This is a genomic window from Stenotrophomonas sp. YJH_SMC_6 (assembly GCF_059371335.1).
In genome coordinates, this window is sequence record NZ_JCAFUM010000004.1 from 76,530 (window position 1) to 100,545 (window position 24,016).

Annotated in this window: 22 protein-coding genes, 1 tRNA gene and 1 pseudogene; 14 read left to right on the plus strand and 10 right to left on the minus strand. The window is 62.2% G+C overall.

Going from position 1 to position 24,016, the window contains the following annotated elements:
- Positions 1–23 precede the first annotated feature (23 nt).
- Positions 24–416 carry a helix-turn-helix domain-containing protein gene (locus AC5P9N_RS05350; protein ID WP_208180454.1) on the plus strand — a complete coding sequence of 131 codons (393 nt, stop codon included), beginning with the start codon at positions 24–26 and terminating at the stop codon, positions 414–416.
- Positions 417–505: 89 nt separating this feature from the next.
- Here the strand turns inward: AC5P9N_RS05350 and AC5P9N_RS05355 are convergent, their stop codons facing one another.
- The gene (locus AC5P9N_RS05355) at positions 506–1,015 is read right to left on the minus strand and encodes a JAB domain-containing protein (protein ID WP_208180455.1); all 510 of its coding nucleotides are present in this window, start codon (positions 1,013–1,015) and stop codon (positions 506–508) included.
- Positions 1,016–1,823: 808 nt separating this feature from the next.
- On the opposite strand from AC5P9N_RS05355, the gene AC5P9N_RS05360 reads away from it, so the two are divergent.
- Positions 1,824–2,459, plus strand: coding sequence for a DUF1353 domain-containing protein (locus AC5P9N_RS05360; RefSeq protein ID WP_208180456.1), 636 nt, complete (start codon positions 1,824–1,826; stop codon positions 2,457–2,459).
- 302 nt (positions 2,460–2,761) lie between these two features.
- On the opposite strand, the gene AC5P9N_RS05365 is transcribed toward AC5P9N_RS05360, so the two are convergent.
- Positions 2,762–3,226: a DUF805 domain-containing protein gene (locus tag AC5P9N_RS05365; protein ID WP_243897956.1), complete on the minus strand. Its 465-nt coding sequence runs from the start codon at positions 3,224–3,226 to the stop codon at positions 2,762–2,764.
- Positions 3,227–3,594: 368 nt separating this feature from the next.
- Between AC5P9N_RS05365 and AC5P9N_RS05370 the strand changes: the two genes are divergently transcribed.
- From AC5P9N_RS05370 to AC5P9N_RS05390, 5 genes and pseudogenes are all read left to right on the plus strand, one after another.
- A complete protein-coding gene (locus tag AC5P9N_RS05370) occupies positions 3,595–4,410 on the plus strand; it encodes a hypothetical protein (protein ID WP_208180457.1) in 816 nt (271 codons plus the stop codon).
- 311 nt (positions 4,411–4,721) lie between these two features.
- Positions 4,722–6,500, plus strand: a pseudogene (locus tag AC5P9N_RS05375) (autotransporter outer membrane beta-barrel domain-containing protein).
- Between the two features lie 115 nt (positions 6,501–6,615).
- Entirely contained in the window at positions 6,616–7,020 is a 405-nt protein-coding gene (locus AC5P9N_RS05380) for a hypothetical protein (RefSeq protein ID WP_049450331.1), read from the plus strand.
- A 201-nt stretch (positions 7,021–7,221) separates the two neighbouring features.
- The gene (locus tag AC5P9N_RS05385; protein WP_208180458.1) at positions 7,222–8,961 is read left to right on the plus strand and encodes an ATP-binding protein; all 1,740 of its coding nucleotides are present in this window, start codon (positions 7,222–7,224) and stop codon (positions 8,959–8,961) included.
- Positions 8,955–9,797, plus strand: coding sequence for a hypothetical protein (locus AC5P9N_RS05390; protein WP_208180459.1), 843 nt, complete (start codon positions 8,955–8,957; stop codon positions 9,795–9,797). Before AC5P9N_RS05385 ends, AC5P9N_RS05390 begins: the two co-directional genes overlap by 7 nt.
- Positions 9,798–10,005: 208 nt before the next feature.
- On the opposite strand, the gene AC5P9N_RS05395 is transcribed toward AC5P9N_RS05390, so the two are convergent.
- A complete protein-coding gene (locus AC5P9N_RS05395) occupies positions 10,006–11,079 on the minus strand; it encodes a YagK/YfjJ domain-containing protein (protein WP_208180460.1) in 1,074 nt (357 codons plus the stop codon).
- Positions 11,080–11,304: 225 nt separating this feature from the next.
- Positions 11,305–11,535: a helix-turn-helix transcriptional regulator gene (locus AC5P9N_RS05400; RefSeq protein WP_049450325.1), complete on the minus strand. Its 231-nt coding sequence runs from the start codon at positions 11,533–11,535 to the stop codon at positions 11,305–11,307.
- Between the two features lie 370 nt (positions 11,536–11,905).
- Between AC5P9N_RS05400 and AC5P9N_RS05405 the strand changes: the two genes are divergently transcribed.
- Entirely contained in the window at positions 11,906–12,193 is a 288-nt protein-coding gene (locus AC5P9N_RS05405) for a hypothetical protein (RefSeq protein WP_208180461.1), read from the plus strand.
- Between the two features lie 74 nt (positions 12,194–12,267).
- The gene (locus AC5P9N_RS05410) at positions 12,268–12,672 is read left to right on the plus strand and encodes a hypothetical protein (RefSeq protein WP_208180462.1); all 405 of its coding nucleotides are present in this window, start codon (positions 12,268–12,270) and stop codon (positions 12,670–12,672) included.
- A gap of 68 nt (positions 12,673–12,740) precedes the next feature.
- Here the strand turns inward: AC5P9N_RS05410 and AC5P9N_RS05415 are convergent, their stop codons facing one another.
- The 5 genes from AC5P9N_RS05415 to dtd form a co-directional block, all read right to left on the minus strand.
- Positions 12,741–13,319 (minus strand): autotransporter outer membrane beta-barrel domain-containing protein, encoded by a 579-nt coding sequence (locus AC5P9N_RS05415; protein ID WP_208180474.1) that lies wholly within the window; start codon positions 13,317–13,319, stop codon positions 12,741–12,743.
- A gap of 100 nt (positions 13,320–13,419) precedes the next feature.
- Positions 13,420–14,643 carry a tyrosine-type recombinase/integrase gene (locus AC5P9N_RS05420; protein WP_208180463.1) on the minus strand — a complete coding sequence of 408 codons (1,224 nt, stop codon included), beginning with the start codon at positions 14,641–14,643 and terminating at the stop codon, positions 13,420–13,422.
- A gap of 175 nt (positions 14,644–14,818) precedes the next feature.
- Positions 14,819–14,894 (minus strand) — tRNA-Ile (locus AC5P9N_RS05425).
- A gap of 448 nt (positions 14,895–15,342) precedes the next feature.
- Positions 15,343–17,196, minus strand: a complete 1,854-nt coding sequence (gene rpoD, locus AC5P9N_RS05430; protein ID WP_005411179.1) for an RNA polymerase sigma factor RpoD — start codon at positions 17,194–17,196, stop codon at positions 15,343–15,345.
- A gap of 89 nt (positions 17,197–17,285) precedes the next feature.
- A complete protein-coding gene (dtd, locus tag AC5P9N_RS05435) occupies positions 17,286–17,726 on the minus strand; it encodes a D-aminoacyl-tRNA deacylase (protein ID WP_208180465.1) in 441 nt (146 codons plus the stop codon).
- 61 nt (positions 17,727–17,787) lie between these two features.
- On the opposite strand from dtd, the gene AC5P9N_RS05440 reads away from it, so the two are divergent.
- The 4 genes from AC5P9N_RS05440 (at position 17,788) to AC5P9N_RS05455 (ending at position 22,021) form a co-directional block, all read left to right on the plus strand.
- Positions 17,788–18,708, plus strand: a complete 921-nt coding sequence (locus tag AC5P9N_RS05440) for a lauroyl acyltransferase (RefSeq protein WP_059035534.1) — start codon at positions 17,788–17,790, stop codon at positions 18,706–18,708.
- 65 nt (positions 18,709–18,773) lie between these two features.
- Positions 18,774–19,910, plus strand: a complete 1,137-nt coding sequence (ribA, locus tag AC5P9N_RS05445; protein WP_099484463.1) for a GTP cyclohydrolase II RibA — start codon at positions 18,774–18,776, stop codon at positions 19,908–19,910.
- A gap of 75 nt (positions 19,911–19,985) precedes the next feature.
- Positions 19,986–20,486 (plus strand): PH domain-containing protein, encoded by a 501-nt coding sequence (locus AC5P9N_RS05450; RefSeq protein WP_005411183.1) that lies wholly within the window; start codon positions 19,986–19,988, stop codon positions 20,484–20,486.
- Positions 20,483–22,021 carry a PH domain-containing protein gene (locus AC5P9N_RS05455; RefSeq protein ID WP_495223817.1) on the plus strand — a complete coding sequence of 513 codons (1,539 nt, stop codon included), beginning with the start codon at positions 20,483–20,485 and terminating at the stop codon, positions 22,019–22,021. Before AC5P9N_RS05450 ends, AC5P9N_RS05455 begins: the two co-directional genes overlap by 4 nt.
- Positions 22,022–22,135: 114 nt before the next feature.
- Here AC5P9N_RS05455 and AC5P9N_RS05460 read toward each other — a convergent pair whose 3' ends face one another.
- The gene (locus AC5P9N_RS05460; RefSeq protein ID WP_012481363.1) at positions 22,136–23,194 is read right to left on the minus strand and encodes a CDP-glycerol glycerophosphotransferase family protein; all 1,059 of its coding nucleotides are present in this window, start codon (positions 23,192–23,194) and stop codon (positions 22,136–22,138) included.
- On the opposite strand from AC5P9N_RS05460, the gene AC5P9N_RS05465 reads away from it, so the two are divergent.
- On the plus strand, positions 23,193–24,011 hold the full coding sequence (locus tag AC5P9N_RS05465) for a glycosyltransferase family 2 protein (protein WP_099484465.1): 819 nt from the start codon (positions 23,193–23,195) through the stop codon (positions 24,009–24,011). The two genes, AC5P9N_RS05460 and AC5P9N_RS05465, sit on opposite strands and share 2 nt — an antisense overlap.
- The last annotated feature ends 5 nt before the right edge of the window (positions 24,012–24,016 follow it).

The following is a 24,016-nucleotide window of genomic DNA, read 5'->3' on the forward strand; positions in this document are numbered from 1 at the left end:
CGCCAAGCGCCCTCCAGGTCTCGATGAGCACCGCCCCCTCCCATCCCCGTGGCGTGGTGGCTGCGCGCTTGCGCCAAGCCCGTCAGCTACGCGGACTCAGCCAACGGGAGGTCGGAGTGCGTATGGGGCTGGACAAGGACACGGCATCTGCTCGAATCAGTCGGTATGAGAGTGAATCCATGGCCGTCAGCCTGGACTCGCTGTTTGTCCTCGCAGATGCGCTTGGTGTTCCGCCTGCGTATCTGCTCGCAAGCACACCTGCGATGGCCGACGCGGTTCTGACCCTGGGCTCGATGAGCGAGTCCCAGCAGGTCCAAGTGGCCACCGCCGTAGCCGCTTTGGCAGAGCTATCCGCCGGGCAATGTGCGGCACTGATCGCGCAGATTGTGAGCAAAGACTCGGACCACGGCACCTGATTCGGTAAGCTGAGGGCCATCGCTCGTCGCAGTTGCAGTGCCCGGCCTCACGGCCGGGCACTATGCCGCTACCGTACGCCGGCAGATCGCTACAGCAACCCTCGACCAGCCATCGAAAGCGCCTGATCACCTGTAACCACAAAGTGGTCCAGCAGCCTTACGTCCACCAACTGCAGGACTCTCTTCAGCTGTGACGTAATCGCCTCGTCTGCAGCCGAGGGCTCAGGACTGCCGCTGGGATGGTTGTGAGCCAGGATGATCGCTGCCGCATTCATGGCCAGAGCCCGCTGGACCACGATCCGCGGCGACACGTGCGCCCCATCGATCGTTCCGGAGAACAGTCGCTCCACCGCCAGTAGCCGATGCTGGGCATCGAGGAATGCCACCTCGAAGTGCTCCCTGCCCTCATTCCCCAGGCGGAGCCGGAAGAACGCACCGCATGTGGATACGTCCCCCATCGCCTGGCCCGGCTTGCAGGCGCGCCGTGCCAGAATGCGTAGCGCGCGTGCAATAGCCCGATCATCCCGCAGCACGGCTGCAGCCTCTATGGCGGCACATTGACTGCGATCCAGCGGATCGACAGGCAACTGCGGGCGCATCACACCTCCCCCTCCCCGGCCTCACCACCAGCCCGTCGTAGATTCGGCCGACCCGAGTCTCCAACGCTGCCGAAGTGCGGCACCTCGCGATCGCGCGAGCGACTAATCGCCACCGCAACGCAGCTGTCTACGCCAATCCTCCCTTCCTCTGTCCCTGCCTGCGGGGCGCACACGGCACCATCGTCCGGCCCGGGACCGCACTCCTGCCCAGGCTTCTTCTTACCCAGACCCTTCCACAGCTTGCGGCCAGCACGGGCCAACACTTCGATCAAATGCATCATCATTTCCTTTGTAAGCAGAAGGCAGAACGCACAAGGCCCGGACGAGCCGGGCCTTGTGCTGGATGCCATGGAGTTGGTGGTTATGAATCGAGGAAGTCACCGCAGTTGATACAGGTGGTGGCGGAGGTGCATTTGACTATCCCAGCCAGCACAGCCGTTGCCACCACCATGACGCAGTAGATCAACTCGATCTTGCTCTTCATCATCAGTTGCACCCATAGAGGGCATCACACAGCGTGATGCCGCACACGAAGCCAATGACCACCGGCTTCATAGGTGTACTACGTATCTGAAATGTTCTTGGATCGAGGCAGAGCGCGCGCAATGGGCATCCGAGGGGGCCAGATGCCATAAATGCCCGTCATTTTCTGGTTGAAAACCACAAAAATGGACCTGATTGGAGCACCCACACCCCCGCTTCCACATCGAGCCCCCCTCCTCTGTCGCTTCTGACCATCAAGCAATCCGGCCACGCTTGAAGGTAGGATCCGCTCAGGCCGGCGAGGACCGGCCCCACAGGGGGACTCATGAACCGCACGATCGCGTTGATGTGCCGACTTGCCTTGCTGCCCACAGTCCTTGGATTGAGCGCCTGCTCACACTGGATTGGGATGCCCACCGTGGCGCCGCCCGCTGCCACAACCACCGAGTTCGCAGATGGACGGTTCTGGCTGCAGGAAAAGGATATGAACTACCGGATCGGCGACACCCAGGAGGTGATCACGGTACCGTCCGGCTTCGTGCATGACGGAGCGTCCATCCCGAGAATCCTTCACATCGCCATCCCCAAGACAGGTTGGTATGGCCGGGCCGCCATCATTCACGACTACCTGTACTGGTCCCAGCTATGCACCCGGGAGCAGGCTGACAATCTGATGCTGATCGCGATGAAGGAGAGCACGGTCTCCACAATCGATCGCATCGCAATCCACATGGCGGTGAGGAAGGGAGGAGAAGGCGCCTGGGAGGAGAATGCCCGATTGAAGGCGACGGGCATGCCCCGGCTGATCCCCAGCGCTTACCGGGACCTTCCTCTGAACATCACTTGGCCTGTCTATCAGCAGCGCCTGTATGAGCTGGGCGTCCGTGATCCTGCCGCGGCGCCTGCAGCAACTCCGGCCTATTGCGCGATCGGAAGCTCAACTCACGTGCCGGGCGGTTGATCGCTCCATGCAGGAGGGGGGTCCATCAAGGCTGCGAGGAGCTCCGATGCGCCTCAGTTTTCTTCACGGGCATCCAGCACAAGGCCCGGTTCGTCCGGGCCTTGTGCTGGATGCCGTGGATTTGATAATCGGGGTCAAGCACATCACCGCAGCTGACACAGGCACAGCGGAAGTGCATTTGACTATTGCCGGCCAATGTAGCCGTTGCCACCACCGGGATGCGGTAGATCAACTCGATTGACCCAGGTCGAACACCGATCTGGACAGTCGCTTTTTTGACCATCACCCTCAGGCCAAGGCGCTCAGCCGCCATGCTTGAGAGGGCGAAACTCCTCCCAGGCCAGTGGGACCAGCCCACCGGCGCGCCAGCAATCATCTCCGGCGTCCCACTTACGGATGCGGAACCGGAGCGCCGTAGCGGCTACTGGTCGAGCCCCCCCCCCCGGAAGCAGGGTGAACACGAGCGGGATCAGGCCGACGATCGGCACGAACATCGCCAGCAACCACCAACCAGACCGACCGGTGTCATGAAGACGACGCATGGTAGCCGCGAGGGCGGGCACCAGGATTGCCAGCGAGAACAGCGCACTTACAGCAGTGCCGATCAGCGCAATCGCGGACCATCCATTCGAAGCAGCCACGATCTGAAGAACATTCAGCGGCACAAGCACCAGGCAGCAGAAGAGCTGGAACCACCAAAACTCTGCCCGGCTGGCGCGGCCGCTGAACTGCGTATAGCGCCTGAGCGGCATCATCATTTTATTCATTGCGACAATCCAAATAAGGAAGCCGACAACCACCTCAGCACTGAGGAAGAATTCACATAGAATAAGTTCTAAACGGAAATTTCCTCAGGGAAGTGCATGACGCAAGACATCGTCTTTGCCGCCACTATCCATTGCGCTTCAAGCATCTTCTGATGTCGGCCCCGCCACAATCTGCAGCGCTCCAGGCCGGCTTAACACTGCATGCCACCAGTCGATCTAGCTGCTCCCAGTCCATTTGCGACTTCGCGCCGTTCGCTACGCCGTAAGGTTTCGTAGCGGCAATCAGCACCGAACTGATTCAGCCGATGCACTTGGCAAATGGGATCATTTCGAACAAGACTTCGTCAGACCCACCACCAAGGAAGATCATGTTCGAACAAGGGATATACCGCTCCGACGATGAAACGCCTGAGCTGGACGAATGCCTGCAGCGCGCTCGCGCAGACATCGAGATCGCCTACAACATCCGAGCCAAGCGAGCCAACCCGCTGTGCTCATTCGTCGATGAATGGAACCTTCTCTGCGATGACATCATTAAAGGCAACGACACTGCCAGCAGGCTTGATCGCATCGCCGATGACATGCGGCTTCACGGGGTACTTCCTGAGGTCCACATTCTGATACGGGTCCCGATCGTCCTGTGGCTTGAAGCAAAGCACGCCTTTGACTGCGGGGACAAAGAGAGATCGTGGGCTGCACTGGCTCGCTGCAACTACTACATCGGCATGTGCTATTCCCACGAGACGCACAACGAACGCTCATCCCGAGGTGGAAAGAACTCTTCACGGTATTCACCTTATCTGCGCAGCATGGTTCTAGAGCGCTTGAGAGAGATGGAAGACAAATCCCGCGCTACGAAGCAGGACATCTGGGAAGAGATTGTTCCCCATATGGCCTCTTTCCGAGCCCCCATTTCCGAGGAGCTCAACACCGCCTCGGCTACAGCCAAGAAGAACGCTGAGCCTGTCGACAATGCGTCCAATAGTAATGGCTCGGCGGGCAAGAGCGTCTATGGAAGAAGTCAGAATCCGAGGCAACAGCTCAGCCGCTGGACCAATGGCGACAAGGAAATCCGCGCCGAGTTCGTACGCGTGGCCGTTGCAGATCTCAACACGCGAGCCAAGCGATCACCCAAGTCAAAGGCGCCTACTGGCGGCGAACCTCAAAGCAAGCTCAAGGCCTAGAACCGGCAGAGAGCCTCGGAGCATCGCCAGGGCACGATAGGAGAACGGTCTCTTGTACCCAGGTTGAGCTTCTTCTGCTTCCTGTAACCGAAAAGCGCCAGCGCTCCGAACTGTCCTTTGGCCTGCCCTATGATGAGACTTCTTTGAAGTGTCCGCGTTAGCAGGGCCGAGCCCCTTCCATAGCCTTGGCGCATAGATCGATTTTTTCTATATGACGTCACTGGGATAGACCCTAGGGTGAGGCGAGGCGGCTTGTGCCGCCTCGCCTCACCCTAGGAGTTCTCAATGCCGTTGAGTGTGAACCGCAAGCGTTGCCTGTTGATAGCCTTCTCGGCGCAACGGCGGCCCCCGCCCTGGCGCAGTACCCCTACAGCAGCACGATCTTCATCGGAGACAGCCTCAGCGACGCGGGCTACTTCGGGCCGCTCCAGCCTGAGTTCGTCCGCCCCGTCACCGGCCAGTTCACCACCAATCCTGGCTGGGTCTGGCCGCAACAGATCTCCAACTACTACGGCACCAATGCCGGCGCCAACGGCAACGGCCAGACCGGCGACAACTACGCCGCTGGCAGTGCGCGCGTGGGAATTGATCTGGTCAACGAGCTGGGCTTTGTGCCACCGCCAAGACTCAGACTACCACCTACCTGGCAGCCAATGGCGGCCACGCCGATGCCAAGGCTCTGCACTCAGTCTGGGGCGGCGCCAACGACGTGTTTGCCATCACCTCGCCTGCGCAGGGCCCGGCAGTGATTGGAGCGGCCGTGGCCGATCAGGTCGGGATCCTGGCGACGCTGAAGGGCGCCGGCGCCGAGTACGTTGTCGTGCCCAACCTGCCCGATTTGGGATTGACCCCCATGTTCCGCAGCCAGGGGGATGTAGGCATTGCCACCGGTACCACGCTGGCCCAGGCATACAACGAGGCGTTGTATAGCGGTCTCAAGGCAACGGGCCTTCAGGTCATTCCAGTGGACACCTTCCATCTTCTGCAGGAAGTGGTGGCAAGCCCAGGGACATACGGGTTCACCAACGTTATCGACAAGGCATGTCCTGTCGGATCCTCGCTGCCCTGCAATCCGACGCAGTATGTGACTTCTGACGCCGCTACCAGCTACATGTTCGCAGACAGCGTCCCTCCCTCCGCCGTTGTCCACGAGATGCTCGGCCAGTACGCCCTGTCGATCCTGGAGGCCCCTCGTCTGCAGCAGGTGCTGACCCACTCGGCCCAGGCAGTGGGCCGCTCACGGGCAGACCAGGTCAGCTGGCATCTCGATGGCCGCCCCGCCGGCGGTCTGAGCTGGTGGAGCAACCTGCGTGGTGACATGCAGCGCTATGCGCATTCCGATCTGTATGACGGCATGGCACCGGCCGGCCTGTTCGGCGTGGACTGGGCACGCGATGGCATGGTGGTCGGTGGTTTTGCCGGCTACGGCCGCATGGACGCGGACTTCGGCAACAGCCAAGGTGACGTCACCCAGTCCGATACCAGCGCTGTTCGCTGGCTGGTATGGGCAGCGCGCCTGGGTCAATGGCCACGCCAGCTACAGCTGGCTGGACTACGACGTAACCCGCAAGGTCCACCTGGGTCCGGCCACCAGTGAGCACACCGGTTCCCCAGAGGGCAGCAATCTGACCCCAGCACTGAACGCTGGCTATGAGTTCGGCACGGAGGGGGCCTTCCGCCACGGTCCAGTGGCTGCGGTGATCTGGCAGAAGGTGAAGCTGGACGGCTATACCGAGAGCAACACCAGCGCCACGGCGTTGGGCTACGAAGAGCAGAACATGGACTCCACGGTGGGTCGCATCGGCTGGCAGGCACGCTTCGACGGCGGCAGCGTCAAGCCGTATGTACAGGTCACCTATGACCACGAGTTCGACGACAGCAAGCAGGCGGGTGCTTGGCTACGGACCGTGCCCGAGGCTGGCACATACAAAGTCCCGGGCCTGCAGTTCGACAGAGACTATGTCACCGCAGTCCTGGGCGCACGCCTGAACCTGTGGGGCCTGCAGAGCAACGTCGGCATCAGCTCCACTACCCTGCAGAAGCGAGCTCGCTACACTACGTTGTTCGCCAGTTTCAGCGGCAGCCTCTAAAGTTTCACACTCTTCCGCCGATATGGCGTCCGCACTCCGAACAAAGAGTGACTTGGCTATTTGCTGATGCTATTTTCGGACGGACGTGTCTCTTATAACAAATCAAGGAAGAAGTATGCAGAACGAACTGCGGGACTACATCAAAAGCCAGCCCAATGAACTTCGCGAACTGCTGGACGCTGCACGCGATTCCGGAATGAAGGTCTTCGTTGAGGTCAACGAGAACTTTCCGCCAAGCTTCATCGACACGGTTCCACTTCTTGCCGCGATCTGCAAAAAGTTCTCAGTGGCCACTACAGATCTTGATCTGCTTTGCAGTGAATTCTGTCAGGCCGACCGAACTGTTCTTCGCAAGCTGAACACCTTTAGCCCGTCAAGCCAGCCCCATGAAGTCACAGCCAGTTTTCTGCTCATGGTCGCTATCGCCAGACGGAATCGCCAAGATCTGGGGGTCATGGACCTCCAGGGTTATGGATGGCATGTCGACGCAGCCAAGGTTGTGTTGAGTCACGACAGCTGACAGACGCGTCAAGAAGCGCTCCTTGCATTCGCCGGCGGTGCACTGCCGGCGAATGCAGCCAATAGCAGTGCTGCCTCTCCGTGACCCCATGCTGGGCTGCTCAACGATAATCGGATGCTCAGGATCGCAAGCATCCCGTCGTCAATGAAGGCGAGGCGCCACCTGGAAGAGGCTCGCAATAACGCAGCGGGATAATGGAACATGAAAGTTGTCTATACGGGACTCGATAGCAAGAAGCGCAAAGCCCTGGTTGCATCGCATGAGGACGTCATTCTTCTGCTCTGGGACAACTGGGATGACTACACTTACAAGACAACCTTCCCGATCGAATGCAGGATCGGCGGAGAGATTGTGCAGGTCGGAGGAATTCAGCTCCTCGTTGAGGAGCAGAAGACAACCTATTCATACCTGGACAAGCTTGTTGCGGAGGGCTGGAACGGCGTCTTCCCTATCCCCAACGGGAAATATATCTCGGTACCGGCAGGTCTCACCTTCTATGAGCAGATTGAAGGCCACCTTGGCTTAGACACTGCAATTGAGGTCGCCCAGCTACTGCGAGATGCAAGCTACCTCACCAAAATTCTTAAGGACGAGGACGCCCTGCGACTAACGCAATCGGGCGGCTTCCTGAACTCCCTTCAGCGCGAGCGTGGCGCGATTAAAGCTTTCATTGATGGCTGGAAGCTATTCGACCAGCAAAGCATCACAATTGGAAACCAGGCATTCAATTTTCTCAGCCCATCTAGAGAGATTGCCTCAATCGAACTTCGGTTCCACTCGCAAAGCCCCCTTCCTCACGACATCAACGTGTTGATTGGTGCCAATGGAGTTGGCAAGTCACAACTTCTACGGCAGATAGTTGATGATTGGCTGAGGCTGACGCCCGGATCCCAGAACCAGACTGGCTTCTCAGAGCGCCCTAACCTTAACCAGGTCGTGGTCGTCTCATACAGCCCCTTTGAACTCTTCCCCGTTGACACGAGCGATGACACCGAGCGAAAGGATCACGAAGTTTATCGTTACTTCGGATTTCGAGGGCGAAAGAAGACCCTGACCGAGAGCAAGCGCGGATCACCTCAGATCACCCTATCGCGAGAGTTCCCCAAGGCTAACGCAGCTCACTCTCTACTAGCCTGTCTGGCGGACGACCAGAAGTATGGAGCAATTAAAGAGCGATCTAGCAAGCTTGAGACAATGGAGCGCGTGCTCAGGTCTGCCTTCGAGTTCGACCACGCCGCAGTCGCGGTGGACAGTTCGGCCGATGCCGATGAATTTTTCACAAATCAAATGTGGTTGACGCAGCCTTATCTCGAACTAAAAATCGATGATGAAGACGGAAGCTCATCGACCGAGCGTTATCTCCCCATTGCCTCGGATCGAGTTGGCGCACTCAAAGTACAGCCATTGAGAAAGCACCTGCATGATCGCATGGGCGTGATCTTCCTGAAGAACGGAAAAGTCATGCACCTAAGCTCCGGGCAGAGACTGTTCTCCTACATCATCATCAACATTCTCGGCACCATAAGACGTAACAGTCTTCTGCTTATTGACGAGCCTGAGCTGTTCCTTCATCCGACACTGGAGATTGCGTTCATTCGCATGTTGAAGTCAATCCTTGCGAGCTACAGCTCCAAGGCACTGGTGGCCACACACTCCATTGTCACTGTTCGTGAAATCCCACGTGACTGCGTCCACGTCTTCGAGCAGACCGTGAACGGGCTGGCAATCAAGACTCCACCATTTGAGACATTTGGTGGTGACGTTCAGCGCATCTCTTCCTATGTTTTTGGCGACAAGGTCCTATCCAAGCCATATGAGGAGTGGGTCGAGGCACAGCTGAAGAAGTACGGGACTGCAGAGCAGCTGATCCATGCCCTCGGCGACAACATCAACGAAGAGCTGATCATTCAGATCCATGCAATGGAGCGCGGACAATGGTGATGCGGCTTGATCGACCCAATGCGGACCAGAATACCTTCATCGATAAAGTTGTTCTCGAGCGCCAAGCCGGCTGTAACGCAAAGTTCTTCAGCGGGATCAAAAACGATTGGAAAGCGCGTGTACAGAATTACATCGCTGCGAATGGCGACCCCTCGGTTATTCAGCCTTGGGCCGCTGTACAGCCACACGCGACGAAATTCCACACTCTCTATCTAAGCCCCGCCGTTGATTCGGTTCAGAAGCCTGTATTGGATACGCTTCGATCACGAGAGTTGCAGCTCTGCCCGTTCTGCGGTGAGGAAGGAACGCCCAATACGCTGGACCATCACCTGCCGAAGCAGACTTACCCTGAACTATCCATCACAGCATGCAATCTTGTCCCAATGTGTGACATATGCCAGGGAAATAAGCTCACGTCAACGGTAAACACGGCAAACGAGCGTCTTTTCTTGCACCCGTACTTCGACGAATTCGTCGATCAGCAGGTGTATTTTCTAGACATTGGGACCCCCTACAGCTCCCCAACGACCATGACACTAGGCCCGCACCCTGCTCTGGAGCCCGAGCAAGCTTCCCTTGTTTCTAGACACCTGGGGGAACTCGGAATCGTGGAGCGTTACACTCGCTTTTTCAAGGACGAGTACATGCGCTTACTCAGGCTTTCGGGAAGGATCCGTGCAAAAGGCCTCGATTTGGACGAGCAGATCGAGATGTTTCGTGAGAACGCATTGGACAAGTCAGTGAATTCGTGGCACCACGTTTTCTACTCTGGTGCCATGGCCAATGCGGCTCTTATGCACTATCTGAGGCATGGCCAACTCCCTATGTACCGCTAGTCCCTAGCTGTTCCAGACTGGGCAATGTCGCCGTACGTGCCTGAAGCCCGAAATCCATCACCTGAGCAGTGTGAAGAACGCGCTCCATCACCTTAACGCAAGGCCAAGGTGGTGGAGGGGCAGGCACGGTCCAGCCGGGGGTAGTACCTGGTTTCACTCTGCCCCACTTCAGAGCTCCAAGCTTTGAGTTTGGGCTTTCGCTTAACTGCTATGCCGCAGACTGCCGCGGTCGCCCAAGCTTCGCTTCACCGACCGGGCTCAACTGCCCTTTGCCGAAGATCCTTCCCAATGCCGGTTCGTTGAGTTTGACGTAGTAGTCCGCCTTGGCCAGGTACAACGCCGCGTACTCAAGGCGACTACGCTTCTCAGCGTCATCATAGGCCACCATCCCGATGCCAACCCCTCTGCTACGCTCGTAGAAGGACTTCTGCGCATTGCAGTTCCAGTAACCGCCGTCCCCATCGGTCACTTCATCCTGCCAGAGCTCACCCAGCGCCTTGCCGATGGCCACGTCCTGCCAGACCTTATGACCGTTGAAGAAGGCCATGAAATGGATGTGGTACGACTTCTGTTGGCCGTACTCAAGCTTCCAGGCATAGCCAACAAGAGCGGGATACTTCTTGCGCAGAAGACGCACCATCGCTGCCAGATCCTTCTTCACCCTGGCCGGGTGAAGTTCGCCTGGAACAAGACTCTGGCGGTAGTGGATGTTGTACGCGAAGTCCACACGCACCACGCAGAGCCGCGCATGACGTTCAAGGAGCTCGTTGATGTAGTCAACCATTGAGCAGGAATTCTTGCGGGCACTGCGCTCCTGGGCACTGAGCAGCCTGGCGAAGTCGCTTGCCTTGGCTCTCTCACGGATGCTGTCTACCCAACCATTTGCCGCATCGACATCCCCGCGGGGGCCGATGATTGGATTGATTCGAGAGCTCTCGTACTCCGACGCCAGCAGCTCGAAGTACGGACTCAGCTTGTGCTTGCTGTAGAACTTCTGGATATCCCTATAGTCGACCTTGGCACACTGCTGCACCGCCTGGGCGATGGGATCGGCCACCAGAAAGTTCCTACCCGGCCCCGCCTTCAGGGTGAACAGCTTGTGCTTGGACTTGACCAGGGCACGCATGGCCATATCCACCCGAACGATCTGCCGGGGGTAGTCCACACACGAATCGACAACTACCATCCCGTCCTGATGATCCACCAGTCGATCGCCCCACTGGTCAAGCAGGTTTTCGTGCTTCTTGTACATAGAATCTCCCATGCAGCCGATGCGCTGCATCGATGTGATCGTTCGGGTCTAGGCTTGGGCTAACATGACTAGCGTCGGGAACACCCAACCAATGGGATAAGCCGAAGCGATAATCCGAAGATAATCCGAAAAGATATAAAGTCCGGAAAGCGATACCCTGCTCGGCCCTTGCGGCGAAAGGTCTGGGCGGCATTGAAGCGGGCAAACTTAGTGTCCATCTTCTGCCGCGGTTCTTTTCACGCCGGACGGACGTGGCTACGCCCGCTGGGCTTGGCGCTCGGCCATACGCGTCCTGATCCAATCGTCCACTTCGCTCTCTACCCAGGCAACGGCGCCGGCGCTCAGCCTGACTGGTCTGGGAAAGCTCGGATCGAAGCGTTTGTTGCCTGGCTTCAGTGCTGCGTAGATCGTGGATCGCCGGAAGCCCGTTCGGTGCTCAAGCTCCTGACGGCGGATGAGTCGCGGGGTGCTGGTGTCGATTTCCATGGTGTCGCATCTCGTGGAAGGGACCTCCAAGGTATGCACCAGATCGGCGATCGTCACGTACCTTAAGCGCTTGAAGTACGTTAGCAGGGGTAGCTGACCAGGCTTCGGGCCAGATCTCGGCACTTGAGTTGGTTCCAGGGAACCTACGAATTGGTTCCGTCAACAGTTCGGACTGCACTGGACTCCACCAAGATGGGCTTCAGACGCGGCTTGCCGGCGAGAAGCGGCGTGAGCGGGAGACTGGCCCAACCCTCAAACAGGGATGAGAAGTCCCGCAGCGCCCGTGACCTGATTGCCAGTGGCCGGCTCAGCGAGCACGCGTCAGGTCACTACGCGGCAGTCATCCATGGCGCTCTACAAGGAACCACGCATGGCCCAGATCGGCCCTGAACTGGGACGTCATATCAACCAGTCTCTGAATGCGACGGCCTGCATGCTGTTTGGGCTGCTCCTGCTGGCAGCCGCTCTGCTGCTGATGTGCGTGATAGGGGGTGCGCCGGCTGATAGCAGGGCCTTCGTCGCCACTGTGGGCCTGGCTGCCGGGGCGACTGGTGGCCTGCTGGTAGCTTTGGGACTGTGGTTCCGACGTCGGCGCTGGATCCAGGGTGAGCATGGGATCGAACGTCTTCCCGATGGCAATCGATGGCTGTACGAATAGATCGCCGAAACCCGCCAGGTCCATCGTCATGGCATCTCCGTTGGCCTTGCCTGGCGCAATGTGGATTGCACCCAATGGCATGCGGTTGGAGCCGGGACCGCGAACATCAACGCTACAGCCTCACCGAGGGACAGGCCGGACGAGACGCCGTCGCCCTGGTCACCGAGGTGAGCTGGAAAGAACGCAGGCTCCACAAGAGCAACTTTGCTCTGAGCGTCGAGTTCGAAACCGACAAGGGCGAGCTCCGCCACGAGAAGATCGAAGTCTCCAATGCTCTCGGAGAGCAGATGCGCGAGATCGAAGAAGTCGGGGAAATCGACATCCGCTACAACGTCGACAATCCGGCGATCGCGGTGGTCAAGGGCGAGAAGAACACCGAGAAGCTTCAGCTCTGGCTGGCGATCGCTTCGGCAGCCGCTGCTCTGATTCTCCTGCTCTTCCGCATCAAGGGGCAGCGGACCGCTGCCAAGCAGGCATAGACAGGGGCGATTGAGCCCGGCTGCTCCCTGCCCCATTCAAACTCGGCACACTCCCCTATCGGGGCACATCAAGGGTACCGGCACCAGGCCGGTACCCTTTTCTTTGGCAAGCTGCAGCTCCTGCTGCTGCACCTGAAGCGCGCGCCCAGATTACGGTAGCCACCGCTGCCGTTCTGTACGCCCATCTCGCCCCAGGCAGACCAGCGCTCACCCAGCTGCAACTGGGCGCCAGCCTTGATCTCGACCCGACACGAAGGCACACCGCCCTGCAGTCGTTCACCGTCAAATTCCAGTGCGTTGTCGCCATTGGCATGCAGCCAGTTGGCTTCAAGGAAAAGCTGCACACGAGTGCGACCGACATCGGCCTGCCCATACAGGCGCATGCCAGCCCTTGTGGCGAGCCCGCCGGCGCGCTCGCCATCGATCACCGTACCGTTGCGCTCGGTAATCCGGTCGCTGTGGTAGCCGGTGTAGTTCACCTGGGCCTGCGGCTCCAGGTACAGCGATGACTCACCAGTCTGACGCAGCGTAAAGGCATAGCCGGCCTCGACCGAAGCAGAGGCAGTACGGGAGCTGTAACGCTCCTTCTGCGCGGCCGTACACCGGTCTACTGGCGCAATCAGTTGCCACGAAACCGCCGCGATGATCCGCCTTGGCGTAGATCACGCAGCGGATCTCCATAACCACGCAGTCATGATGGGCCTTCTACCAGGCAGGTGAGCGGCCACTGATGAATGGCCGCTACAGTCAGCCGGTTTTTCGCTTCCGAGCACTCATTGCCGCAATCTGGGACTCACCTAGTCGGAGGCTATCCAAGTAGTCAGCCCAGGCCTGCATCATCTTCCTGCGCTCGGGCAGGTGGGTGGCGCGATTGTAGGCACGGCCCAGCGGGTCTCTGACTGCGTGCGCAAGCTGGTGCTCGATGTAGTCCGGCCGGAAGCCCAGCACCTCATCCAGTACGGTCCGCGCCATAGCGCGGAATCCGTGACCCACCATAGTGTCCGAGTCGAAGCCCAGGTATCTGAGAGCGGCGTTGAGCGTGTTCTCGCTCATTGGCTTCAGCGCACTTCGAATGCCGGGAAACACGAACTCGCTTTTCGAGGCATGCGGATACAAGCCACGCAGAACATCCACTGCCTGCTTGGACAATGGAACGATGTGCGGCGTCTTCGTCTTGCTCGTAACGTATCGCCACTCTGCAGCGCTCAGATCTATGTCCGCCCACTTCGCCTTCCGTAGTTCTCCAGGACGCACGAAGGTCATCGGAGCAAGCTTCAAAGCCGCCTGGGTGACGCGGGAGCCCTGATAGCCCCACAACGCGCGCAGCAAATCAGCGATCGCTGAGGGATCGGTCATGCTAGCGAAGTGCTTTGTCCGGGGCTGCTCCAAAGCCCCCGCCAGATCCTGGGCAGGATTGCGCTCAGCACGGCCAGAGGCTATTGCGTATCTGAAGACTCGCCCAGCGTGGGCTCTTGCTCGATGCGCCGTCTCAATCACGCCCCTCTGCTCAAGCTTCCGCAGTGCAGCCAGCAGTATCGGAGCGGTGATGTCCGACACAGGCATGTTGGCGAGCATCGCCAGGTCCTTCTCGATCAGTCGGCGCTCTCGCACAACCGATCCCGGAGATAGCCCTTCTTTTGTCCGTTTAGCCAGGAACTCCAGGGCAACTGCAGCGAAGGTGGCGCCCGCCTTCTCACTGTGTGTTGCCTTCTCAGTCCGGGCCACTTGGGCAGGATTGGCGCCACCACGGAGCATTGCTCTGAGCCTATCGCGCTCAGCACGTGCCGCCTGCAGCCCCATAGCGGGGTACTCATCCAAGGTGACGATGCTTGCCTTCCCGAGGAAGCGATAGCGATAGCGCCAAGCCTTGCTGCCGGCGGGTCGAACTTCGATCACCAAGCCGTTCGTATCGGCGACCCGATACGCTGCGCCCCTTGGTTTTAGTGCACGAATCTTGGTGTCAGTCAGCATGTGAGTCAGATGTTTGTGAGTCAGGCGGAACTGGATCGCCTAGTGACTCACACACTGACTCACTTTTTTCGTGGATGCAAGCGGAAGGGGAGAGACCCCAGCGGCATCGATATCCTTATATTTCAGCGCTTTCTGGGATTTTCTGGACTGATCTGGACGTCCTCAGACGTCTAATTGGTGGGCCCACCAGGATTCGAACCTGGAACCAAGGGATTATGAGTCCCCTGCTCTAACCGTTGAGCTATAGGCCCGGCGCAGCGTCACAGTGTAGTGGAGGCCGCGCTCGATCGGCTACCCGGCAGCAGCAAGAGCCTCAGCCACATGCCCCAACCGCTTCTCCGCCACGTCCGCAAACCAGACCTGCCGCCGCAGGTGCGCGTGGAACAGCGCCACAGTCCTCCTGGTCTCTTCCAGCCCCTTCTGGTTGTCCGCCGCCGAAGCCAGCAAATAATCCAGCACCAGACTGCGTCAGCAATGCCAGCGTCGCTCTTCGGGCAAATCCCAGTGAATCCTCGCGCTCGTCGCGCATCACATCTTCCCAATGCAGTAGCGGCGCAAACGCGCAGCCGTTGAGAAGACCTGCTGGATACGTCATCGCAAACAGCAGCTGGCTCGACTCTACAGAAAGCACACACCCCCCAAAAAGAAAAACCCCGCACCAGGCGGGGTTTCTCTCAACGCTTCAACAGCCGCTGGAAATCAATCGATATCCAGGAAGCTGCGCAGCTGCTCCGAGCGGCTCGGGTGACGCAGCTTGCGCAGGGCCTTCGCTTCGATCTGGCGGATGCGCTCGCGGGTCACGTCGAACTGCTTGCCGACCTCTTCCAGCGTGTGGTCGGTGTTCATGTCGATGCCGAAGCGCATGCGCAGCACCTTGGCTTCCCTCGGGGTGAGGCCGGCCAGCACGTCGCGCACGGTTTCAGACAGATTGATGTTGGTGGTGTTCTCGATCGGGGACTCCACGTTGGTGTCCTCGATGAAGTCGCCCAGATGGGAATCCTCGTCGTCGCCGATCGGGGTTTCCATCGAGATCGGCTCTTTGGCGATCTTCATCACCTTGCGGATCTTGTCTTCCGGCATGTCCATTTCCTTGGCCAGCTCCTCCGGCGTGGCCTCGCGGCCGTACTGCTGGAGCATCTGGCGGGAAATGCGGTTCAACTTGTTGATCGTCTCGATCATGTGCACCGGAATACGGATGGTGCGTGCCTGGTCGGCGATCGAGCGGGTGATCGCCTGGCGGATCCACCAGGTGGCATAGGTCGAGAACTTGTAACCGCGGCGGTATTCGAACTTGTCCACGGCCTTCATCAGGCCGATGTTGCCTTCCTGGATCAGGTCGAGGAACTGCAGGCCACGGTTGGTGTACTTCTTGGCGATCGAGATCACCAGGCGCAGGTTGGCCTCGACCATTTCCTTCTTGGCCTTGCGCGCCTTGGCTTCACCGTAGGCCATGGCACGGCTGATTTCCTTCAGCTCTTCCAGGTCCAGCTGGGTCAGCGTCTCGATGTCGATCGTCGCCTGCTGTTCGGCAATGATCTGGTCCTTCACTTCGCGCAGCGCCGAGGACCACTTCTGCTTGCGCTTCAGTGCGTCTTCCACCCACTCCAGGTTGGTCTGGTTACCTTCCCAGGAACGGATGAAGTCCTTGCGCGGCATGCGGGCGGTAACGGTCGCCAGGTTCAGCACGCGGCGCTCATGGGCCTTGATCGACGCCATGGTGTCGCGCAGCTGCTTGGTCAGCACATCGGTCAGCGGCAGCGGCAGCTTCAGGGTGACGAACACCGCCGACATTTCTTCGCGCAGGCGCGGCAGGTTCTTCTTGTCGCCCTTGGTCGCGGCCTTCTTGAAGGCGTTGAAGGCATCGCTCAGCGCCTGCATGCGCGCGGCGACTTCCTCCGGATCCGGACCGGTCGGTGCGGCTTCTTCATCGCCACCGTCAACATCGTCGTCCTCGTCCTCGTCGCCTTCGGCGTCCGCATCGGCGCTGTCATCGGCAGCGACCGCCGGCGGCGCCGGCTCTTCGTCGACCAGGTCGTTGAAGCCGACGATCACTTCGGCCAGGCGCTTCTTGCCTTCCTTGTGGGCTTCGTAGTCGTTCAGCAGCGACTCGACCGAAACCGGGAACTGGCCCAGGGCCGCCTGGACCTGCGAAAGGCCTTCCTCGATGCGCTTGGCGATGGCGATCTCGCCTTCGCGGGTCAGCAGCTCGACGGTGCCCATTTCGCGCATGTACATGCGCACCGGGTCGGTGGTACGGCCACCTTCGGTGTCGAGCGCGCTCAGCGCGGCGGCAGCTTCTTCAGCCGCGGTGTCATCGACTTCGCGGTTGCCGGTGTTGCCATCGTTGAGAAGCAGGGTTTCCACATCCGGCGCAACTTCATGGACATCGATGCCCATGCCGTTGATCATGCCGATGATGTCTTCGATCTGTTCCGGGTCGACCATGTCGTCCGGCAGATGGTCATTGACTTCGGCGTAGGTCAGGTAGCCCTGTTCCAGGCCCTTGCTGATCAGTTGCTTGATTTCGGATTGGGCAGGACGTTCGTTGGCCATGTAGTGCTCGCGCCACCGGCAGGGAGAAATAGGGAACGTAGCATTATACCAGCCCGGGGCCCTGCCTGCCGGGCGGTGGTCCCGCAGGCTCAGGGCCGGAGAAGGAAGGTCACGGGACCATCATTGACCAGGCTGACGACCATATGGGCACCAAATCGGCCCGTTTCCACCCCTGGCGCGTGATTTTCACGACAGATCTCGACAAATCGATTGAACCCGCGTTCAGCCTCTTCCGGCGGCGCGGCCGTGGTGAAGCTCGGCCGCATGCCCGAACGGGTGTCGGCGGCCAGGGTGAACTGGCTGACCAGCAGCAGGCCGCCACCCGTATCGCGCAGCGAGCGGTTCATCTTCCCGGCCTCGTCGGCGAATACCCGGTAGCCCAGCAGGCGCTCGGCCATCCGCCGCAACTGGGCCTCGGTATCGCCCGGCTCCATGCCGACCAGGGCCAACAGGCCAGGGCCGATCTGCCCCACGGCCTCATCGTCGACATGGACGGCGGCCTGGCTGATACGCTGGATCAGGGCGAGCATCGTGGGCTTCCAATGAACAGGGCCGGCCACGATAGCAGCGCCCTTGGCTAAACTGGCGCCGATGAATCCGCAACGCAAAGCCCGGCTGGTCTACCGCGCCACCACCCTGTTCGCCCGCCTGCCCTGGCCGCTGCTGCGGGCGTTCGCGCGCGCCCTGGCGTGGGCATGGATCGCCCTCAATGCCCGTGAGAGCCGCGTCACCCGGCGCAACCTGGAACTGGCCTACCCGGAGCTGGATGGCGCCGCGCGCGACCGCCTGCACCGTGATCTGCTGCGCTCCACCGCGCTGCAGGCCATCGAAACCCTGCGGCTGTGGAGCCAGGCGCCGGCCGACAACCTGCGCCGGCACCTGAAGCAGCGCCATGGCGAGGCCCTGTACGACGCCGCCCTGGCCAGCGGCAAGGGCGTGATCGTGGCCGCGCCGCACTTCGGCAACTGGGAGCTGCTGAACCAGTGGCTGGCCTCGCGCGGGCAAATCGCCATCGTCTACAAGCCGCCGGAGGACGAGGCCAGCGATGCCTTCCTGCAGCTGGTGCGCGGCGGCCAGAACGTACAGCAGGTGCGCGCCGAAGGCCCGGCCGTGCGCCAGCTGTTCAAGGTGCTCAAGGACGGCGGCGCCACCGGCATCCTGCCCGACCAGCAGCCCAAGGCCGGCGATGGCGTGTTCGTGCCGTTCTTCGGCGTGCAGGCGCTGACCATGACCCTGGTCAACCGGCTGGCCGAACGCACGGGTGCCACCGTGCTCTATGGCTGGTGCGAACGCATCGGGCCGGACATGGAGTTCGCGCTGCACATCGAGCCGACCGACCCGGCCGTGGCCGATCCGGACCCGCTGGTGGCGGCCACCGCCCTCAACGCCGGCATCGAACGCATCGCCCGCCGCGACCCGGCGCAGTACCAGTGGACCTACAAGCGCTATACGCTGCGGCCACCGGGCAGTAGCGAGGAAGACCCGTACGCAACTGAGGAACACCCCCACTGACGGCCGCCTGCGACCACTGGCCGCACCACGTTGAATACGACGCCGGCGCCCCCATAGAGACTGCGATGTCCGCCTCCCCCGGTCCTGCCATGCCTGCTGCTTCTTCCCTGTTCGGCGATCCGGCCGCGATCCGCTGCGAACGCGCGGTGGCCGAACTGCGCGCCGGTCGCCCGGTGCTGCTCCACGATGGCCAGGGCCAGCGCCTGGCGGTGATCGCGCTGGACAGCGCCACGACCAGCAGCTTCGCCGCCTTCGCCGCTGCCGCCCGCGAGCGCCATTACCTGTTCCTGACCGCCACCCGCGCCCGCGTGCTCGGCGTGGAGGCACCACAGGGCGCGCGCCTGCCGCTGAGCGGCGTGGCCTTCGAGGCCCTGCCCTCGCTGGGCTACCTGCGCGAACCCGGGCCGATGCCCGAAAGCTGGAGCGCCGGCGACGCCTTCGATGCCGGCGCGGTGGAGCTTGCCCGCCTGGGTCTGCTGCTGCCAGCGATGGTCGCGGTGCGCCTGGACGTCGATGACCACACTTTCGACGGTGCGGCCGAGGTGGCCCTGTGCGACCTGGCCGAAGGCGCAGCACATGCGGCCCACGACTACGAACTGGTGGCGCGTTCGCCGGTTCCGCTGCGCGACGTCGGCATGACCACCTTTGCAGTCTTCCGCGGCGGCGTGGCGCAGCGCGACCAGGTCGCGATCATCGTCGGCGAGCCGGACCTGTCGGCAGTGGTGCCGGTACGCGTGCATTCTTCGTGCCTGACCGGCGATCTGTTCGGTTCACTCAAGTGCGACTGCGGCGACCAGCTGCGGCGTGGCCTGCGCAAGCTGAAGGACCTGGGTGGTGGCGTGCTGCTGTACCTGGACCAGGAAGGCCGCGGCACCGGCATCGCCGCCAAGATGCGCGCCTATGGCTACCAGCACGACGGCCTGGACACCATCGATGCCGATGCACAGCTGGGCTTCGGTGCCGACGAGCGCCGCTACGGCAGTGCAGTGGCGATGCTGCATGGCCTGGGCATTTCGCGCGTGGCCCTGCTCAGCAACAACCCGACCAAGGCACAGCGCCTGCGCAATGCCGGCATCGAAGTGCTGGACTGCATTCCGGTCACCGGCGAGATCACTGCCGAGAACGAGAACTACCTGCGCACCAAGGCCGACCGTGCCGGCCACCTGCTGGATGTCGATGCGCTGATCCAGGCTGCCCAGTAACGCAGCCGACCTGCTACCGTCTGCGCGGTGCGGCCACGGCCGCTACCGCCCGCCCTGCTGCCTGACGGAGCCCGCGTGACCGACGCCACGATTCCTGCACCACCCGCCACCGACTGGCAGTCACTGCCGCAACGCGCAGCCCGCCTGGCCGCACTGGAAGGTGCCTTTGGCGGCCTGTTCGTCCCGGGCCTGCCACTGGCGGCGGCGGCGTGGTTCTTCGATCTGCCCGGTGGCCTGTGGACCGCTGCAGCCGGGCTGCTGATGGGTGTGGCTTTTGGTGCGTGGCTGGGCCGTCGACGCCTGGTCCGCACCCGTTGGCGGCTGGACGCACAGGGCCTGGGCCTGCGCCGCGACCTCATGTGGCAGCTGGAAACGCGCATCCCGCTTTCGCGAGTGCAGCATCTCGATCTGCGCCGGGGCCCGCTGGAGCGCCGTGCCGGCCTGGCCACGCTGATCGTGCACACCGCAGGCACCCGCATGAGCGCGGTGACCGTGAGCGGCCTGGACGAGGCGGATGCCGAGCGCCTGCGCGACACCCTGTCCCACCAGCTCGACCAGGACGCCGACGCCCTGTGAGCCTGCCGCCGCCCCTGCCTGCACCGCTGCCCGCCGGTACCGAGGACCACCGCCTGCACCCGTGGTCGTGGCTGTTCGTGCTGCTGATGCAGCTGCGCCACTACTTCCTGCCACTGGTCGCGCTGCTGGTGTTCGGCCAGCGCGGCGACCGCGATCCGATGTGGGCGCAGCTGATTCCGCTGACGGCAATTGCCGCCCTGGTCCTGGTGTCGGTGCTGCAGTACCTCAGCTACCGCTACCGCATCGGCAGCGATGCGATCACCGTGCGCAGTGGCCTGTTGGCGCGCAACCGCCGCGAGATCCCGTTCGCCCGCATCCACAACGTGGAAGTGCGGCAGAACCCGCTGCACCGCCTGTTCGGCGTGGCCGAGCTGCGCCTGGAATCGGCCGGCGGTGTGCGCCCTGAAGCGGAGATGCGGGTGCTGAAGCTGGACCAGGCACTGGCGCTGGAACGGCTGGTCCGCCAGCGCGGGCAGGCGCCGCAGGCCAACGACGCCGTCGATGCGCCGCCCATTGCCGACGTCGACAGCGAACGCGTACTGCTGCGACTGTCCAGCTGGGACGTGGTGCGCATGGGACTGCTCTCCAACCGCGGCTGGGCACTGGCAGTGGCCGCGTTCGGCGTCCTGTTCCAGACAGTGCCGCGGCCGGTGATGGACGATGCCATCCAGCGCGGCGGCCGCGAGGCCTTCGGCTATGCCAGCCACCTGCATCCCGGCGTGACCGGCGCGTTGCTGCTGGCGGCGGCGGCCCTGCTGCTGGGCTGGCTGGCGCTGCGCGTGCTGTCAGTGGTGCTGACCCTGTTGCGTTACCACGGCTTCACCCTCGTCGAGCAGGACCGCCGCCTGACGGTGTCGGCCGGGATGCTCAGCCGCACCCGCAGCAGCGTGGCACGTCGCAGCATCCAGGCCTGGACGCTGCGCGAAGGCACCCTGCAGCGCTGGTTCGGGCTGCGCCAGCTGCGCATCGACAGTGCCGCCGGTGGCCCTTCGCGTGATGAGGACCGCGCCCTGCGCGAACTGGCGCCGCTGGCAACCCGCGAGCATTGCACGCAACTGGTGCAGCACCTGCTCCCCCAGCTGCACTGGCCACCGGCGCAATGGCAGTCCATCCCGCAGCGTGGCTGGTGGCGGCTGTGCCTGGGCGCGCTGCTGCTGGTGCCGCTGCTGGCCGCCGCCGCGTACTGGCGCTGGGGCCCATGGGGCCTGGTCGTGCTGGCCTGGCTGCCGGTCGCGTTGTTGGTCGCACACCGGCAGATGGCACGCATGGGCTGGTATCTGGACGAGCACTATGTGGCCGTGCGCGGCGGCTGGTGGAAACGCTGGTGGCGCTGGGCCGAGCTGGACAAGGTGCAGGGCCTGCGCCTGCAGCGTTCACCGCTGGACAAGGTGCTGGGCACCAGCAGCCTGCAACTGGACACCGCCGGTGCGCATGGCGACGTGGCACTCACCCTGCACCATCTGCCGCAGGCACAGGCACAGCAGGCGATGGATCAACTGGCGGCCACGCTGGCGCGGCGCAAACTGCGCTGGTGATGCGGGGTCGGATCCCGGCCTGAATCGGGTCGTGCCGGCCGCTGGCCGGCAACTGCACATCCCCCGGTTTGCCGGCCAGCGGCCGGCACGACCGCGAGCAGGGTCAGCGAGGCATCATCGCTGCGAGGGGCCCCAATAGCCCAGGTCCCTTCGGATCTGCAGATCGCGCACCCAGCTGCCGAGAGGCTTGCGGCGCAGCGCACCCATTTCACCGGACAGGAAATCCTCGGTGGCCGCGATTACCCGCTCGCTGGACAGGCCGTCGCGGTACGGATGGATGGCATCGGCGTAACGCACGATTTCCGCCTGCAGCGCGGCATCCGGATGCAGCGCGCGCTGCAGCATCGCCGGCAGCTGTGCCGGGTCGTCGAAATCAATCATGTGCGGCTTCGGCACGCGGTTGCGGAAGGTCACCACCGGCTTGTGCTGGACGATGAACTCCGAAACGATCGACGAGGTGTCCGACACCAGCACATCGGCGGCGCGCTGCGCGGCCATCACCTGCTCCGGCTCGATGAAGCGGGCATTGGCACCGGCCAGCGCGCGGTAGCGCTCGAACAGTTCCGGCGGACATTTGGGATGCAGGGTCAGCAGCCAGTAGCGCCCACCGGCAGCGATATCGGCGGCGATCTGCGCATGCAGGTGCGGTGCCGCACTCAGCCGCTCGGTGAAGGTGGAACCAAACAGGATCACCGGGCGATCGCCGGCCGGCGCGCGCAGTGCGGCGCTCTCGCCACCGTCATCGCGGAACAGCGGGTCCAGCTTCGGCCAGCCGGTCTCGGCCACCGCGAAATGGCCCTGCTGGGCCGCGATCTCGCGGAACGGTGTGGTGGTGGCCGGCCCCTGCGTGCAGTACAGGTCGAACATGCCGCGCACCCGGAAGTGGCCGCGCGCGCTGTCGCGCTTTTCCACATTGAAGCCATGGAACAGCTGCACCTTGGCCCCCGAAAGGAAGGTCGGCACCCAGTTCGCCGCGCTGAACACCGCCCGCGGGCGCATTGCCAGGGCCTGCTTCAGGCCGACGTTGGCCACCCCCGGCAGGCTGCTGCCGGCCGCGCCGCCTTCGAACCAGGCCGCAACCTCCTGCCCGGACGCGTGCAACGCCTGCGCCAACGGGGCGAGAATAGGCAGCGCATAGCGCTCCGTCGCAAACAACAGGTACCCGGCCATCATGTCCTCCACGACCGCTCCCATCGAACGGCCTCGCATCACGGCGTGCATTATCGCGTTCAACGAGGCCGGGCGCATCGGCGACTGCCTGGCCTCGCTGGCCTTCTGCGATGAGATCGTGGTGGTGGACTCGCAGTCCACCGATGCGACCGTGGCCATCGCCGAGGCTGCCGGTGCCCGCGTGCTGCAGCGTCGGTTCGAGGGCTTCCGCAGCCAGAAGGCGTTCTGCGTCGAGCAGGCCAGCCACGACTGGGTACTGTGTTTGGATGCAGACGAGCGCATCAGCCCCGAGCTGCGTGCGGCCATCGAACAGGCCCGTGACGGCGGCTTCGCCGGCCACGCCGGCTACCGCTTCGCCCGCCTGTCCGAATACTTTGGCAGGTTCCTGCGCCACGGCAATGCCTACCCGGACCGGGTGATGCGCCTGTTCGACCGCCGCCAGGGCGGCTGGCGCGGCAAGCGCGAGATCCACGAGGCGGCCAGCGTCGATGGCAGCGTCGGCACCCTGCGCGGCGATCTCATCCACTATCCCTATCGATCGTTGCAGCAGCAGCTGGCCAAGACCGAGAAGTATGCGCGGATGATGGCCGAGCACGAGTTCGCGCGTGGCAAGCGCGCCACGCTGGGCAAGCTGGTGCTGGCGCCGGCCTGGCGGTTCTGGCGTGGCTTCCTGTTCCGCGGCGGCTTCCGCGACGGCTGGCACGGCCTGGTCTATGCCTATGTGCGTGCCAACTACGTACGGCAGAAGACCATCATGCTGTGGATGCTGGGCAACGGCCAGGCGGTGGCCGATCCTCCAGCCCCTGCGGAACGGCCCTGAGCCGG

What these genes read in the sequence shown, in the direction of transcription:
- AC5P9N_RS05385 (WP_208180458.1), top strand. Translation starts at nt 7,222, where the DNA reads ATGAAAGTTGTCTATACGGGACTCGATAGCAAGAAGCGCAAAGCCCTG.
- AC5P9N_RS05370 (WP_208180457.1), top strand. Translation starts at nt 3,595, where the DNA reads ATGTTCGAACAAGGGATATACCGCTCCGACGATGAAACGCCTGAGCTG.
- AC5P9N_RS05420 (WP_208180463.1), bottom strand. Translation starts at nt 14,643, where the DNA reads ATGCTGACTGACACCAAGATTCGTGCACTAAAACCAAGGGGCGCAGCG.
- rpoD (WP_005411179.1), bottom strand. Translation starts at nt 17,196, where the DNA reads ATGGCCAACGAACGTCCTGCCCAATCCGAAATCAAGCAACTGATCAGC.
- AC5P9N_RS05360 (WP_208180456.1), top strand. Translation starts at nt 1,824, where the DNA reads ATGAACCGCACGATCGCGTTGATGTGCCGACTTGCCTTGCTGCCCACA.
- AC5P9N_RS05465 (WP_099484465.1), top strand. Translation starts at nt 23,193, where the DNA reads ATGTCCTCCACGACCGCTCCCATCGAACGGCCTCGCATCACGGCGTGC.
- AC5P9N_RS05410 (WP_208180462.1), top strand. Translation starts at nt 12,268, where the DNA reads ATGGCATGCGGTTGGAGCCGGGACCGCGAACATCAACGCTACAGCCTC.
- AC5P9N_RS05350 (WP_208180454.1), top strand. Translation starts at nt 24, where the DNA reads ATGAGCACCGCCCCCTCCCATCCCCGTGGCGTGGTGGCTGCGCGCTTG.
- ribA (WP_099484463.1), top strand. Translation starts at nt 18,774, where the DNA reads ATGTCCGCCTCCCCCGGTCCTGCCATGCCTGCTGCTTCTTCCCTGTTC.
- dtd (WP_208180465.1), bottom strand. Translation starts at nt 17,726, where the DNA reads ATGCTCGCCCTGATCCAGCGTATCAGCCAGGCCGCCGTCCATGTCGAC.
- AC5P9N_RS05395 (WP_208180460.1), bottom strand. Translation starts at nt 11,079, where the DNA reads ATGCAGCGCATCGGCTGCATGGGAGATTCTATGTACAAGAAGCACGAA.
- AC5P9N_RS05365 (WP_243897956.1), bottom strand. Translation starts at nt 3,226, where the DNA reads ATGAATAAAATGATGATGCCGCTCAGGCGCTATACGCAGTTCAGCGGC.
- AC5P9N_RS05440 (WP_059035534.1), top strand. Translation starts at nt 17,788, where the DNA reads ATGAATCCGCAACGCAAAGCCCGGCTGGTCTACCGCGCCACCACCCTG.
- AC5P9N_RS05390 (WP_208180459.1), top strand. Translation starts at nt 8,955, where the DNA reads ATGGTGATGCGGCTTGATCGACCCAATGCGGACCAGAATACCTTCATC.
- AC5P9N_RS05460 (WP_012481363.1), bottom strand. Translation starts at nt 23,194, where the DNA reads ATGATGGCCGGGTACCTGTTGTTTGCGACGGAGCGCTATGCGCTGCCT.
- AC5P9N_RS05355 (WP_208180455.1), bottom strand. Translation starts at nt 1,015, where the DNA reads ATGCGCCCGCAGTTGCCTGTCGATCCGCTGGATCGCAGTCAATGTGCC.
- AC5P9N_RS05405 (WP_208180461.1), top strand. Translation starts at nt 11,906, where the DNA reads ATGGCCCAGATCGGCCCTGAACTGGGACGTCATATCAACCAGTCTCTG.
- AC5P9N_RS05380 (WP_049450331.1), top strand. Translation starts at nt 6,616, where the DNA reads ATGCAGAACGAACTGCGGGACTACATCAAAAGCCAGCCCAATGAACTT.
- AC5P9N_RS05400 (WP_049450325.1), bottom strand. Translation starts at nt 11,535, where the DNA reads ATGGAAATCGACACCAGCACCCCGCGACTCATCCGCCGTCAGGAGCTT.